We start from the raw sequence: 14,669 nt of genomic DNA, 5'->3' as shown, positions 1-14,669 counted from the left end.
GGAAATCTAAACTAAGATAATTTTAGGCGCAGCCGCTGTACAATATTGTACAATTGATGTTGGAAATACCGGATGAAAAGGTAACTGGGCCTAAATCAGCAGGAACTTGAAATTTATTTACTTTTACGGCAAATTTATCGGATATGGTTCTTAGCAGGATTTGGAGTGCATTCATTATTTTGGCCATTTTGGTGGCCAGCCTGAAGTATGTTTTTTCAGGCCATTACAAAGCCATTTACAATGATATGGTAGTGGGCAAGAGCGGCGACACGGTACAAATTGCGACTCAGCCGTTCACAGAACTCTCACCGGGGATTCAGCAATCTTTGCAAACCCAGCAAAATGCGGAGGAACACCGAATCCATTACCGCACCGATTCTGCAAATTCCACCGTGCAGGTGTACCGTATTCAGGAAACGGACGGGGTTATCGGGACATCTGAAACTGCCGTAAAAATCTGCCTCGGTCTGATTGGTATTATGACGTTGTTTATGGGTTTTATGAGCATTGCTGAAAAAGCAGGCGGCATCAACTTATTATCGAGAATGATTCAGCCTTTCTTTTCGCGGCTGTTTCCTGAAATTCCGAAAAACCACCCCTCCTTCGGGCACATGCTGCTGAATTTTTCGGCAAATCTGCTGGGGCTTGATAATGCGGCAACTCCCTTCGGACTTAAAGCGATGGAAAGTTTACAAACCTTAAATCCTGATAAAGAGCGCGCCAGTAATTCGCAGATTATGTTCCTGTGCCTGCACGCCGGCGGACTAACTTTAATTCCGGTTTCGATTATCGCGATCCGCGCTTCGATGGGTTCAGAAACCCCCACCGATATTTTCCTGCCGTGCATGATTGCAACGTTTGCGGCGACACTGGCGGCCATGATTATCGTTTCGCTGTATCAGAAAATCAATTTGCTGCAGCCTATCGTACTTGCGTACGTAGGCGGCATTTCAGCGATTGTTGCACTACTGGTGGTTTATCTTGTCAGCCTGAGCAAAGAAGGGTTGGATAGTTTCAGTATGCTGCTGAGCAACGGTATAATTCTGCTGATTTTCTTCGCAATTGTACTGGGTGGTATTTATAAAAAAATTAATGTTTTTGATGCGTTCATCGACGGTGCGAAAGAAGGTTTCTGGACCTGCGTGAAAATTATTCCGTACCTCGTCGGAATGCTGATTGCCATTTCCTTACTGAGAACTTCCGGTGTTTTTGATGTGCTGATCGATGGGATGAAATGGGTAGCGTATGTGGTTGGTTTTGATACGCGTTTTGTTGATGGTTTACCCACGGCGCTCATCAAACCCCTTTCCGGGTCCGGTGCCCGTGGGATGATGGTGGACACCATGCAGACTTTCGGTGCCGACAGTTTCCAGGGCAGACTTGCGGCGGTGTTGCAGGGAAGTTCGGACACTACTTTTTATGTGATTGCTGTATATTTCGGTGCCGTAGGAATTAAAAATACCCGATATACGGTTACGGCGATGCTGCTGGCAGATCTGGTGGGAATTATTACATCGGTGGTGCTGGCGTATATTTTCTTTGCGTAGTTTTTTTACGCGAATGGCGCGAATTAATACGAATGACACCATAGCGCAAATTAATTGATAAGGTTTTCGACCAGAATATCTTCATCAAGTTCCTCCCAATGGATGCCTTCACCTTCGCCGATAAAGCGCCACTTTTCAAGCTGAGAAACGGAAGCATTTCTCAGTTTGGGAAACCACTCGAGCGGAACTAATAAAATACGGCCGTCTTCTAGTTCAATGCGCATCATGTCATTTTCGAAGGCAACTGATGATGCTTTATTTGATTTATTGATGAGTAAAGTATTCATTCCATTTAGCAATTAACAAAGGCAGATGTGCCTCAATGATTAAACGTATTTCCTTCAGTTGTTTCGCGGAAAATTTACTGCTTTTAATCAATTCTACCGGAACCAGGTTAAACTTGGCAACTGCTGACTGTTTCTCTACGTGAAAATGTATCGGCAAGTGGTCATTGCTGTAAGAGAAGAACCGGAATCCATTGTATAAAAGTACTGTTGGCATTAATTCAAATATACTTAATTTTCCACTCTTTAAAAAATATTGAACGTATGATCCACGACAAAGACTACATTATCCGCATTGTAAAACAGTTTTCCGAATTTCTGACGATGAAACTTCTGGAGAAGAATGAAGGCGAACTGCCGGAAGAGCAACAGCGTATCTTTGAAACCAATATGAATGATACGTTCAAAATGACCTTTGAGGAACTGGCAGCGATGCCGGCTGAAGAGGTTATTCAGCTTATTGAAGCAAAAGACAGCAGTCATCATATTCCTTACTACGAACTGCTGGGGCATTTGTTCTATTTTAAAAATAAAGAAAATGCAAATGCAGATTACGCTTTGAAGGCCAAAACCTTTTATGAAAAGTATCTGCAGGTGAGCGGTATTTTTTCCTTGCCCATTGTAGCGAGAATTGGGGAATTAAGTGCACAGTTGTAACATCCGCAAAAATTCTTCGTCTTATTCCCTAAACTCCCCACATGAAAAAATCTGCTGTCCTGTTGCTGAGCCTCGTTTCTGCTGCTGTCTTTTCCCAAAAGAAGTGGACCCTGCAGGAATGCGTGAATTATGCCGTGCAAAACAATCTGCAGGTAGTCCAGAGTTCTTTAAATAAGTCCGCGCAGGAAAACGCACTGGAAGTGGCTAAGCGGCAGTATCTTCCGTCCGTATCAGGAACCATTGGCAACAATGCAAGTTTCGGAACGGGTAACGCCGGCACTTTCGTCCGTTCGGATAACTTTAGCAACAATGCCAATGTGGGCGCAGATATCCTGGTGTTCAACAACGGCCGTCTCGAAAAAAATATCCGTCGAAGTGAAGCTGAAGTGCAGGCGAGCGAGTACGATGTGCAACGCATCAAAGACGATATTTCCTTACAAATTGCCCAGCAGTATCTGAACATTTTACTTAACCGCGAAATTACACGCATTGCCGAGAGTGCCCTCGAAAATGCCGAGCGTACCTACGACCGCGCAAAAATCACCACCGAAGTGGGCACCACCGCACAAACCGTGCTGGCAGAAGCTACCGCTGCGCGTGCCCGCGAGAAACAAAATGTGAGCACCGCGCGGATTAATACGGACCGCAGTCTTTTCGCGCTGGCCATGCTGCTGCAACTCACCGATTACAAAGACTTCGATGTGGCGGAAGTTCCCGTGCAGGAAGATCCGACCGCACCGCTGTACACCGCGACGGGCATCCTCGATACTGCGCTGCAAAACCAGCCACAAATTAAAGCAGCCGAAAGCCGCATCACCGCCGCCGAAGCACAGACAGAAGTTAATGAAACCGCGTTCTGGCCCACCGTTTCTGCGACCGCAGGTTTTGGCAGTTCCTATTTCTACCTCTTCAATCCTGGTAAGGATATGAACGGGAACACCATTCAGCAGGCCAGCTTTTTTAATCAGTATAAAGACAGCTTCGGACAGCAATTGGGGCTTTCTGCCAATATCCCGATTTTCAACAAAGGCATTACGCGGCTGAACGTGGAACAGTCTAAAATCAATGAAGAAATCGCCCATACTTCCCTGGCACAGCAAAAGCAAGAAGTATTGCAGAATGTACAGCGCGCCCAGTTTGATGCCGAAAGTAATTACGAAGCCTGGCTGGCCGCCGCAGAAGCGGAGAAAAGCACCAAACTGGCGCTCGATTTTGCTGAGAAAAGTTTCAATGCCGGTCGCAGCACTGTGTACGATTTAAACAATGCAAGAAACAGCTATGCCAATGCCCAGGGCAGTGTAGCGCAGGCCAAATACAATTACCTCTTCAGCCTCAAGCTCCTGAATTTCTACGCCGGAATTCCGTTGTCCCTATAAAATATTCTTGCATGACAAGAAGCTAAATCCCTAATTTTGTGGCATGTCTATTATTGCCCTGCAGCCTTTTCTTCCGGCAGACACCGAATGCCTGGCATACCTGAAAAAATGGTTTGGCGCGCATCATATTCATCTGAAACTAACCCGCGAGCGTGCGACCAAACTCGGTGATTACCGCAAGCTCGGGAAGAACGAGCACCGGATTACCATCAATGGTACCCTGCCGCCGCAACTGTTTTTCTTTGTGCTCACCCACGAGCTGGCGCACCTCATTGCGTTTGACCGCTACGGTTTACGAATTATGCCCCACGGCAAAGAATGGAAACAGATTTTTCGGGAGATGCTGCTGGAAAGCCTGAGCTTGTATGAAGAGGAGTTGCAACCCATTATTAAGCGATTTGCTGCCGCGCCCAAAGCCAGTTTCACTGCCAGTCCCGATTTGGTTCGCTATTTCGATGTGCGGGAGCCGGCTGATGAAACATTGTATGTGGGTGACCTGCTGGTAACAGACCGTTTCCTCTACCGGAATGAGGCATATCAGATAGAAGAGAAGCGGAAAAAAAACTATCTTTGTGTGCATGCGAAAACCGGCCGCAAGTATATTTTCAAGGCCATTGCCCGCGTGGAAAAAATTTCATGATTTACTTTGACTATGGCGCATAGCAATAACTACTGCATTATTATGGCGGGCGGCATCGGCAGCCGTTTCTGGCCCATGAGCACTCAGAAATATCCCAAGCAGTTTCAGGACATTCTCGGTACCGGGAGCACGATGATTCAGCAGACTTACGACCGCATCAGCCGGATTGTGCCGCCGGAAAACATATACGTGATCACCAACCGCGAGTATATCGCGCTTACCCAGCAGCAACTGCCGGATCTTTCGGTGGACAACATTGTGGGCGAACCGATGATGAAGAACACGGCTGCCTGCAACATCTATATGGCGCAGAAAATTGCCGCACGCGACCCCAAGGCAAATATCGTCGTGCTGCCGGCAGACCATCTCATTCTGAAAGAAGATTTATTTCTGGAAAAGGTTGCCCTGGCGTTTAACCTTGTGCAGGAAAATGACTATCTCGTCACGCTCGGGATTCAGCCGACACGTCCCGAAACCGGCTATGGCTACATTCAGTATCTGGATCAGGGCGATTCGCAGTATTATAAAGTCATCACCTTTACCGAAAAACCGAGCCTCGAAATTGCACGGACTTTTCTGGAAAGTGGCGATTTCCTCTGGAACGCCGGCATTTTTATCTGGAACGTGCAGTCCATCCTTTCTGCCTTTGCGGAATATCTGCCCGAAATGTCTCAGGATTTCGCTGCCTGCGAATATAATAGCGAGCGCGAACAGGGGTGCATTGATTTGATTTATCCTAAGGTAAATAAAATTTCCATCGATAACGGAATCCTGGAAAAAGCGCAGAACGTGTTTGTAATCCCCGCTGATATTGGCTGGAGCGATCTGGGCACCTGGACTTCCGTGTACGAAAATGCGGCAAAAGACGATTCCAAAAATGCCGTCAAATCCCGCCATGTGCTGACGTATAACGCAAAAGGAAACATCATCAACCTTAAAAATAAAAATAAGGCCGCAGTCATCGATGGGCTGAAGAACTACATCATCGTGGATACCGATAAAGCCTTGCTGATTTGCCCGCGCGATAATGACCAGCTTATCAAAGATTACGTGCAGGATTTGAAAACCCTGAAGAAAGGCGATAAATTTTTATAGGAGCAGGAAGGTGAGTGCTTCCTTTCGAGCGGCGTCGCGCTGTCCATTATATCCCTTCGTCGCGCTGAGGCGCTCCTGCGGGGATGCCATTTCCATCGCGGCTATTGAGGGAGGCAGCCGCGATTCTGATGGATTTTTTTTAAACTTTACATATAAACCCTGTCCAGGATCTGCTGAATGTTCAGCTCTTCCAGGCAGGCCCAGTCGCCGCGGTAACACGGCCGGTCGCCAAAAACCGAGCACGGCCGGCAGCTGAGGTCTTTTACCTGGACCACATCTTCCTCGTTTTGTCCGTAGCCCAGGAAGCCGGCAAAAGGATGTGTGGAACCCCAGACGGAGATACAGCGGGTACCCATTAAACTCGCCAGGTGCATATTCGCTGAGTCCATGGAAATCATGAGTTCCAGTCCCGCAATTTTTTCCAGTTCTTCTTTCAGGCTGAGTTTGCCGGCCAGGCTTTCGGTATTCGGCAGTTGCTGCTGCCAGCTGTTCAACACCTCGGTTTCTGCTTTGCCGCCACCGAAAAGATAAATAGGATATTGCGCTGCCAGCCTCCGCACGAGTTCATAGGTTTTTTCCAGTGGCAGCATTTTGCCTTTGTGCTGCGCAAACGGTGCCACGCCGATTCCTTCTTTACCCGGTCGCGAGCGCAATTGGTGCGATAACACCAGCGGAAAGCCCATGGCCCGGAAGACATCGGCGTAGCGTTCGGTAGTACGTTTGAGTGGCTGCTTATCGAGGTGGCAAATATTGGTCAGCGTTTCCTTGTCCTTCTTGCCTTTATTAATTTTATAAACCGGAAAGCCGTTTTTCTGAAAAAAAAGATCCAAAGTTTTGGCGCGGATCACATCGTGCAGGTCCGCGATATAATCTGGCTGAAATTCTTTCACGAGCAGGCGCCCGAGCTTGCGCAGGCCCCAGAAACCTTTGTATTCCTCAAAATCAATTCCTTTAAAGGTCAGCCGCGGAATGCCATTAAATAAATCTGCAAAATTCCGGCGCGAAACCATTACGATTTCCGCGTCGGGATTTTGTTCCAGGAACTCCCGGAACACCGGCACCGTCATGGCGACATCGCCAAACGCCGAAAAGCGGTATGCGAGAATGCGCTTCACGATTTCAGCTGGAACGCGACGGCGTAAAACTTCAGTTGTTTGGTCATCGCCATCAAGCCGTTGGCGCGCGACGGCGACAGGAATTCCTGCAAGCCAATTTGCTCGATAAACTGAAAATCAGAATCCAGGATTTCCTGGGTAGTGTGGCCGCTGTAAATACTGACCAGCAGGGAAATAATTCCTTTCGGCAAAATACCGTCGGAATCTGCCTTGAAATAGAGTTTACCGTCATTGAAACTTGCGTCCAGCCATACTTTGGACTGGCAGCCTTTGATCAGGTTGGTCTCGGTTTTCTTATCCTCGGGCAAACCTTCCAGCTCTTTTCCGAGGTCGATAATATATTCGTATTTCTGCTCCCAGTCATCCATAAAGTCAAAAGCCTCCACAATTTCCTGCTGTTTTTCCTGTATCGTCATTGCGCTGTTTCTTTGGTGCAAAGATAGGAAATTGTGAGGGGAGCGTTCCAGTGAAAATAAAAAGCTGCTCTTGTGAAAAGGGCAGCTTTGAATGTTATAATAAGATGCTATTATTGTGGGGTAAGTGTATAAGTTAAAGTAGTGGTGAAAGTTTTGCTCTGCTCTGTTCCCAGCTTTGTGAAATACGCATTATTGCCTTTACCGGCGTAGGTGACATTAATTGATGAATCATTTTTTCCATAAGCCGCTGTGTACAACGTTTTCTTGGCTGCATCATTAAGGGTGCTTACGAGAATGTCTTTGTCACGAAAATTTTCTAGCCCATCTGTCGTTCCTTTGGTAGCAATAAGGCGTACACCCAAATCGTTAAATTCTGAATTGCTACTTTCTACCATTAACTGAAATCCACCTGTGCTGTACACAGTAAGGTGATCCTTATTTTCGGATTTTACACCATCTTGATAATGTTTTTTTGTTTTATATTCTAAAGTAATATTCTTCTGATTATTTTTAACTACCAAAGTTTGAATTGCGTTCAGTTTAACGTTTAAGGTGACCTGGTCACTAACGGACGGCGCTTGTAAGGTAGAAGGAGTTACTTGGCCAAATAGGCTAGCAGAAAAAGCTAAAAAAGCAAGGGTAAATAAAAGGCTGATTTTTTTCATTACGTGTATTTATTTTTTGTCTGTTGTGTATGCCGTTTTTTGACGTGGCAAAGATAGAAAGAAGCAATCAGGAAACAATTATTAAAAAACACAAAACACCTATTAAAATTAACAATACTTTAATTGTTATTTTAAATTAAGCTAATATTCCAATTATATAGTAATAAAAATTATAAAAGGAATAAATGGACACAGGTTGCAACATTTATTAATAATAATAAAAAGATAATGGTTTATGGTTTATAAAAAGGCATTTGGTTATCTGGTTAAATGGTGGTTTCTGCACTGGAGGGCGGTGATTTAAAACTCTTAAATCCAGTAAATAGCACATTTTGTCAAAATTGAATACGCTTTGTCGCCACATGAAGATTGACAGGTTCTCGAGCCTAAAAATTGGATTTTAAACAAACGATTAAATACTGCAAATTACTGCTTGTGGTTAGTTGCCAAACCGTTTTATTTCCACTTTCTTTTCCTTAATATATAAAATTACGGTGGGCAGCTCCGTAAGTTGATCCGCTGTTATCCTGATTTTGTTAAAATGATCTTTCACATATACGTGGGCGGGCAGGGATTCTGTATTTAATAAAACCTGGTAGATTCCTACCGGCAGAAAAGCGTTCAAGGAGCCATTGCTGTCTGATCGGTATTTAAAGCGCGTACCACTCTCATGTTCAAAAATCAATTCGAATCCCTCCAGGTTTGCCTGTACTTCAAAACTGATCCGCGCGTCATAGTTGGGATCAAAAATGAATTGTGTTTTAGCCCGCCCGGTGCGCTGAAGTGGAATTTGTGCCTCGGTTTTTTTGACTGCAACCTGAATTTGCCTCTCTGGTGCGTACCAGCGCTGGCCCGGAAAAGTAAGGGCATAGGAGCCGTAAGGTACGCCGCGGTAATTAATCGTGCCGTTTGACAAAGTGGTAAGCGTTGCATTATTGATTTTAACCTGCCGGTCGTGTGCAATTTCATCTCCTTTATCAAATATACCGTTGCTGTTGTAATCATAGAAAAGGAAAAGATTCAAATTTCCTTTTTGAATCGTATGATCGGGGGAAGCGGTGGGTAGATTATAGCGCACTCCGGTCTGAATGTAGTTTTGCCGAAAAGTGTAATTATTATTTGAATGGAAGTTCAGGTTGGCTCCGGCAGTCCAGGTGAGATTTCGCACCGGCATCCATTCCGCCTGTAGGGCAACAGCGTAATTATCTCCATAAAAGGAGTCTTTGTTCCATATGCCATTGGCGGCTACGAAAAGTCTGTCTTTCAGAATGTCTTTTCTGTAAGAAGCTGTAAAGCTTGTTTTTTCTACCGGCGCTTTTCGGTTATAAGCCAGCAGAAGATCGCTGATAAACATACTACCGTGCTGCCAAGTGGCATTCAGATGGAAATTTTTAAAATTATACCCTAGCTGACTCTGAAAATATAAAGTTGTGTCGTCGCCTGACCTGCTGAATAGGCCTTCTGCCAATGTTAATGAAATCACATGCTTATAAGACCTGCTGCGCCAGTTAAAACTTTCGGTAATATAAGCGCCGGTAATCCCTACCGTTTCTCCCTGATTGTAATAATTTGAGCTTTCTCTGCTGAAAGAAGGTGAAACGGATGCCGAGAGTTGATCACTGAGTTTGAAAGAAGTGCCAATACTGGCACGCAGCGTCGTGCTTTCGTTTCTCAGATTAAAAAGCGAAAGATCGTGCGGACGGTTTCTGTACAAGCTGAATCCTGCAAATGCCGTAACTTCACCAAACTGCCGGTTTAATCGTTCTTCTAACACGAGGGAGCCGCGTCGGTACCCTGCATAATAAGGGCTGCTGAAGTAGTTATTGCTGCTGTAGGTGTATGTACGGCCAAGTTTACCATTTGCTGTGAAGCCCAGCGCCCCGCCGTATGCACTTCGGCTATGATCACTGCTCATGATATAACTGCCCCCTGCGCTTATGTTCATATTATTGTCAAAGCCAGATCTTAGTTGATAGCTGTTGTTCCACAAAAACTTTTGACCGGTGTAATCCTGGTCTGCTGCCAGGCTGCTTTTGAGGATTTTATTATCAACGAGCAGAGAGCCTTTGGCAAAGGCTGCCCAACCTGTGAAGAAAGGGTTATTAAAATCAAGGAGATTGTATCCTCGCTGTACCACGCCAATACTACCTTGCCAACCGGTGGATTTTTCACGAAATAATTTAATCCCCTGTCCGGTGAAACTCATATCAATATCGGCTTCGGAAAAGCTGCCAAGTAAAATTCCTGAGCCATTCCTGGTATAACTCAGCCAGGTGTCATTTAAGATATCGGAAGAATATGCGCTCCTGTAATGCGTGTAGTTTAAATTTCCTTCCAGGTTTCCTTGAGAAACAGGAATTTTATGGTGAGCTGTGAATATGAGACCCGGATTCTGATTGAGAATGTCATTATAGTGTAAGGAAACGTGATTGGGGCTCCGCATACCATACAAAAAAGGCTGGTAACCAGGTGGTGCATAACGGCGCGAGCCGTCGGTATTGTGAACTGAAACAAACACATTTCCTCTGAATTCACCATTGGGGTCTAAGGCTGCAGTATTAATATTAAATTGGCCCAGTGACAGTAGTTCTCTGGTAGCAGTTCTGGTAAATGAAACGGTTTTTTCCGTGAAAGGCTCTACAGAAACATTTTTTTTAACTTCGCTTGTGTAGCCAGGCAGTTTTGGGAAAGTACTGACGAGAATTATGTTTTCAGTTTCGTTGCCTCCGTTAATTAGTTTTATTTCGTACGTAATAGAATCTCCCGGTGCCCGCACAAAAATTTCCGGATGCACAGGCGTTACAGATAATTGTTTTTTCGCTGCTACAGATATGGTAACAGATTGTTTACTGACGAGCAGGCCTTTTTTATCTCGCAAAAAAAGTTCGATGGATAGATTGCTGACAGGTCGGGCTTTTTGCGGTAAAATCCGTGCATTAAAAAAGTACTTTTTACCAGGTTCCAACTGAACCGAAACATTTTGATGGGATACAAGAGAAAATCCTTCCGGAACAATAATACTAGCGGTCCCGGTGAATACGTTTTGCGTGTGGTTTTCTACAGTTATAAGTAAAGAGCTGACGGAGCCGCTCTCTGTAGCAAGAGTTGACGAAGCGCTGATACGAACAGAGCTTTCCGTCAGCTGAGCATTTATTGTGTGAGCTGTAAAAATGAGCAGGACAAGGCAGAAGTGTGGAAGCCTGTGCCGGATATGAAACATTACTTTGGAATCAGCGTGTAAGTCAGGGTAGTAGAATAGTTGCCCGGACGCGCGTTAAAAATTTTTTCATCTGCAGCCTTCGTGCTGTATTTCAAATCAAAATCCTGATTTTGTGCAGAAGTGCCGGACGAATAAAGGGTCTGTGCTTCCGCAGATAATGGCAAGCGAAGGCCTCCATTAATTTGTATCCCGACCGTGCCCAGCGGTAATTGCTGCAAGCCGGATTCGTGTTCGAGTACAGGGGTCAGTGCGCGTACCTGTATTTCAAAACCTGTATTGGAGGAAACAGTAATGCCTTTTCTGTACAGGGAGTGAGTGCCCTGGGCATACTGTTCTTTGCTGTTAAATTCAAGCAGTGCAATGGTGGCAGCGGGATTTATTTTTAAGGCATATACCGGTTCGGGCGTAGACGGGCCGTAATTGGTTCCTGGATGAATTTGCATCGCCATTATTATGCTGGAAGATGAGAGTATGTTCCCATTTTGATTATAAAAGGTAAAAGTGAGGGGTACCTGGTAATTCTGCCATGATTTGTAATCATTCAGATATCCCCCGCCCTCGATGCGCAATTCATAATCGATGGTAAACTGTGCGTAGTATCGGGTTTTAAGACGATATGGAGAACGCTCTATCAAAAATTGCTCACTGAAATTCTGGAGCAGTGCATCTGATCTCGCGCCAAGCTGGGTGGCACTGATGCTTGCCAGGTCACCAGGATTATTCATGGTGATGTTTTTTATTTTCAGACTTATTTTTTGAGGTGGAAATTCTTTTGTTCCGTTCGTGATAGCGCTGGTTATACGGCTGGAGAGTGACCACGCAATTTCGTCAGGACTATCCAAATGAAATTGTACAGAGATGCCGGGATCGGTTGCAGTGCCACCGGTGGGGTGACTGATCGGGATCCAATTCCCAAAAGCGTTAATCCGTACTTGGGCTAAAGCGAAGCAGCAGAGCAGTGTCAGCAATAAGCTTATAGACTTCTTAATCATAACCAAACTCTAATTCTGCAATCTTCACAGCCCCGGAAGATTCATAATCGACAATGCTGGTAGCTACATAATTTCCTTTTTCCAAATCTGCAGGTAACTCCAGCTGCAGGTTCCGGCGGTCACCGGGCATCGTGTAAAATATAATATCGGCCGCCTTAATCTTCTTTCCGGTAGCGGTATTGAGTAAATCAGTAGTTATCGTTCCTTCTGCCCAGATATTACCCGTGTTTTCCAGCTTCATCAGTAGTTTGTTGCTTTCGCGTTTGTAGTCCAAAAACTCAATATTCGCATTGCGTGCTGATGGAAGCCGCTGGTATATTTTAACGCCTGTTCTTACCGCTATCTTGATCGAAGCTCCGCGGTCATTCACGCCATCGGAAGGATTGGTCTGCGTAATATACATCATGGCAGTGTGCACCGGCTCAGCGTTAAGAGTGGAGGGGACTGACATGCGTAGCTGAAGATCGTACGACTCTCCCGGATCCAGGCTGAATGTTTGCTTCGAGACCTGCAGCCAGTCAGCACTGCTCGTAGCAAGTGTGTTGGCATTGCTTACTACATTATTGCCGTTATCATCGTACTTCCAGTCATTAAAAGAAACACTCAGGTCCAGCCGGGCTGAAGCAGAAACATTGGTAACGGAAATCGTTTTAATGTCGCTTTCGCCGGCCCCTAACGTAAAATAGGTGCGCGGCGGCGTCACTGAAATCCCGGATTGGCCGAAAATGTAATACCATGTGAGGCTGAAAAATAGAATTAGTCGAAATTTGGTCATCCTTCTGTATTGTAATGAGATGGCAAAGATCGCTAATTATTATTGTGCTTCCAACGTGTAAGTTACATTCGTTGAGTATTCTGTGGGACCCCCTCCTTTAAAGTATTTATCCATATACTCATTTGCTTTTCCGCCCCCATAACTGATGTTGAAGTTTTTGTTGCCGCTCCCGCTGCCATTGGAGATAATGTTTTGCGGTTCGGAAGACAAAGCAACAGCAAAAAGAGAAGCTCCTTCCAACTGGTTAGAGCCCGGTGTCGGCATAATACTGATGCTGCTGCTCTCTATATTGTAGTTCGGAGCATTGGTACTGGTAACTTTATCTGAAGCCGTGTGCACCTTCACACCGAAGGATCCGGTGCTGAATATCGTTAAATGATCCTTTTGTTCTGCAGTAACTCCGTTTTTGTAGTCCTCCTTTGTTCGGTATTCCAAATTAACTTCTTTCTGAGCCGGATTTACAACAATGGTCTGCACAGGGTGCAGTTTGATGTTAAGAGTGACTTCTGCATCGGTAGTTTGTCCATGTGTGATACTGGCGGTCGCTATCACCGCGAGGGTCAAAATAATATTTCTCATATGTAGTATCATGTAGCGGTTTGCCGTACTCAAATATAGTAAGAAAAAACCGTGATATTACAATTTAAACAATAAACAAGGACTGATTTATATTGGTAAAACCAAAGTGTGAAACTCCTAAGTGATTATTTGATATAAGATTATATGAGAGCAGGCGATTGAGCAATGCTACGGTAGGCTGTTGGCGCTGTTCCGACATGCGTTTTAAAAAAAGCGCTGAAGTTAGACTCCTGTGCGAAGCCAAGGGAATTAGCAATTTCCTTGATGCTCAGATCGCTGTTTAGGATTAAGGACTTGGCGCGTGTCGTCAGGTTGTCCAGCACAAATTCTTTAGCGCTTTTTCTATATACTATCTGTGTAGACCGATCCAGGGCGCGTCGGGTAATATTTAGCTTTTCCGCATAAAAACTGGTGTTCCTTTTTTCGTGCAAATGTTGATTAATTAACTTTTTAAATCGCAGAACGATGGTGTGGTGATAATTGTGCGGATTAATTTCATTCAGATCATTTTGGAAACCTTCCAGCAGTATGCGTTCCAGTATGTTATGTGCAATGAGGTAATGATGTTCTTTAACGTCAGGTGAATAAATGTTTTGCAGGTCTTTCATAAACACAGCTGTAAATGTTTCAGCATTACAAATCGAGTTTTGAAAACTGCAAGCTGTAGTAGCAGAAAAAAGACAGTCACTTTCCAGCAGGGTGATTTCAGCAAAACTTCTGCCGAAGAATTCAGTACTGAATAAAATAACCTGCGCGGCAGTATTGTCCTGCTTAAGAAACCGTTGCGTTACATCCGGTGCCACGCATATAAACGTATTGGCGCCATATAAATGTTTTGATCCAGCTGCTTCATGCCAGAAAGGTTCGTTGCCCGACCAGATCACGCAGTGCATCGGCACTTGCCTTTCGCTTAATAGTTCAGGATAATTGGTTAGCAGTTCATCCAGAGTAAAAACCTCGATGAGCTGGGTCAGTAATTCAGGATATAAATTCTTCATCAGTGTAATTTCGATATGTGTCTTTTGGCGTTTGCGGTATTCTGTTAATTTATAGTAGGATTAAGTAAATTCAGTAAAACTACCAAATTCAAGATAAATAGAATATAAACTGCATTATTTATAAAAATATAAGATGCATCTGCCAAATTAGCACAGGTACATGCCAACTGATCCTGATAATGGATTCGCCCATTATATAATAGAGCGAAGCTGTTATTCTCGGCTCTTCTTTTCGAACATACTACGGTGCGCATGCAGTTACATCCTGTGTTGCGGAGAGGTGTAAGATTAGTTTTATGAGATGAAACTG

Annotated in this window: 15 protein-coding genes; 5 read left to right on the top strand and 10 right to left on the bottom strand. The window is 44.7% G+C overall.

The window, feature by feature from the left end; translation table 11 throughout:
• Positions 1–143: 143 nt before the first annotated feature.
• Positions 144–1,547 (top strand): nucleoside recognition domain-containing protein, encoded by a 1,404-nt coding sequence (locus tag MVI27_RS03785; protein WP_246959361.1) that lies wholly within the window; start codon positions 144–146, stop codon positions 1,545–1,547.
• Positions 1,548–1,597: 50 nt separating this feature from the next.
• Here the strand turns inward: MVI27_RS03785 and MVI27_RS03780 are convergent, their stop codons facing one another.
• The gene (locus MVI27_RS03780) at positions 1,598–1,834 is read right to left on the bottom strand and encodes a DUF2442 domain-containing protein (RefSeq protein WP_246959360.1); all 237 of its coding nucleotides are present in this window, start codon (positions 1,832–1,834) and stop codon (positions 1,598–1,600) included.
• Complete coding sequence (locus tag MVI27_RS11940) at positions 1,812–2,048, bottom strand: DUF4160 domain-containing protein (RefSeq protein WP_416346211.1); 237 nt, start codon at positions 2,046–2,048, stop codon at positions 1,812–1,814. The genes MVI27_RS03780 and MVI27_RS11940 overlap by 23 nt, the downstream gene beginning before the upstream one ends.
• Positions 2,049–2,095: 47 nt before the next feature.
• Here MVI27_RS11940 and MVI27_RS03775 point away from each other — a divergent pair, with 47 nt between their 5' ends.
• The 4 genes from MVI27_RS03775 to MVI27_RS03760 are packed head-to-tail and all read left to right on the top strand — an operon-like array spanning position 2,096 to position 5,599.
• Positions 2,096–2,488 (top strand): hypothetical protein, encoded by a 393-nt coding sequence (locus MVI27_RS03775; RefSeq protein WP_246959359.1) that lies wholly within the window; start codon positions 2,096–2,098, stop codon positions 2,486–2,488.
• Between the two features lie 41 nt (positions 2,489–2,529).
• Entirely contained in the window at positions 2,530–3,864 is a 1,335-nt protein-coding gene (locus MVI27_RS03770) for a TolC family protein (RefSeq protein WP_246959358.1), read from the top strand.
• 43 nt (positions 3,865–3,907) lie between these two features.
• Positions 3,908–4,504 carry a SprT-like domain-containing protein gene (locus MVI27_RS03765; protein WP_246959357.1) on the top strand — a complete coding sequence of 199 codons (597 nt, stop codon included), beginning with the start codon at positions 3,908–3,910 and terminating at the stop codon, positions 4,502–4,504.
• Between the two features lie 12 nt (positions 4,505–4,516).
• Positions 4,517–5,599: a mannose-1-phosphate guanylyltransferase gene (locus MVI27_RS03760; protein WP_246959795.1), complete on the top strand. Its 1,083-nt coding sequence runs from the start codon at positions 4,517–4,519 to the stop codon at positions 5,597–5,599.
• A 146-nt stretch (positions 5,600–5,745) separates the two neighbouring features.
• On the opposite strand, the gene MVI27_RS03755 is transcribed toward MVI27_RS03760, so the two are convergent.
• From MVI27_RS03755 to MVI27_RS03720, 8 genes are all read right to left on the bottom strand, one after another.
• Complete coding sequence (locus tag MVI27_RS03755) at positions 5,746–6,714, bottom strand: glycosyltransferase family 9 protein (protein ID WP_323134555.1); 969 nt, start codon at positions 6,712–6,714, stop codon at positions 5,746–5,748.
• Entirely contained in the window at positions 6,711–7,130 is a 420-nt protein-coding gene (locus tag MVI27_RS03750) for a SufE family protein (protein WP_246959356.1), read from the bottom strand. Before MVI27_RS03750 ends, MVI27_RS03755 begins: the two co-directional genes overlap by 4 nt.
• 110 nt (positions 7,131–7,240) lie before the next feature.
• Positions 7,241–7,795: a hypothetical protein gene (locus MVI27_RS03745; RefSeq protein WP_246959355.1), complete on the bottom strand. Its 555-nt coding sequence runs from the start codon at positions 7,793–7,795 to the stop codon at positions 7,241–7,243.
• 439 nt (positions 7,796–8,234) lie between these two features.
• A complete protein-coding gene (locus tag MVI27_RS03740; RefSeq protein WP_246959354.1) occupies positions 8,235–10,673 on the bottom strand; it encodes a hypothetical protein in 2,439 nt (812 codons plus the stop codon).
• 341 nt (positions 10,674–11,014) lie between these two features.
• On the bottom strand, positions 11,015–12,007 hold the full coding sequence (locus tag MVI27_RS03735) for a hypothetical protein (RefSeq protein ID WP_246959353.1): 993 nt from the start codon (positions 12,005–12,007) through the stop codon (positions 11,015–11,017).
• Positions 12,000–12,782, bottom strand: a complete 783-nt coding sequence (locus tag MVI27_RS03730) for a fimbrial biogenesis chaperone (protein WP_246959352.1) — start codon at positions 12,780–12,782, stop codon at positions 12,000–12,002. The genes MVI27_RS03735 and MVI27_RS03730 overlap by 8 nt, the downstream gene beginning before the upstream one ends.
• A gap of 39 nt (positions 12,783–12,821) precedes the next feature.
• Positions 12,822–13,361: a hypothetical protein gene (locus MVI27_RS03725; RefSeq protein ID WP_246959351.1), complete on the bottom strand. Its 540-nt coding sequence runs from the start codon at positions 13,359–13,361 to the stop codon at positions 12,822–12,824.
• Positions 13,362–13,501: 140 nt separating this feature from the next.
• Positions 13,502–14,359 (bottom strand): helix-turn-helix domain-containing protein, encoded by an 858-nt coding sequence (locus MVI27_RS03720; RefSeq protein WP_246959350.1) that lies wholly within the window; start codon positions 14,357–14,359, stop codon positions 13,502–13,504.
• Between the last annotated feature and the right edge of the window lie 310 nt (positions 14,360–14,669).

Origin of the sequence: Chryseobacterium salipaludis (assembly GCF_022968825.1) — a bacterium.
GTDB classification, from domain to species: Bacteria; Bacteroidota; Bacteroidia; order Flavobacteriales; family Weeksellaceae; genus Kaistella; species Kaistella salipaludis.
The sequence above is the reverse complement of the archived record's forward strand: the minus strand, read 5'-3'. Positions and strand labels throughout refer to the sequence as shown.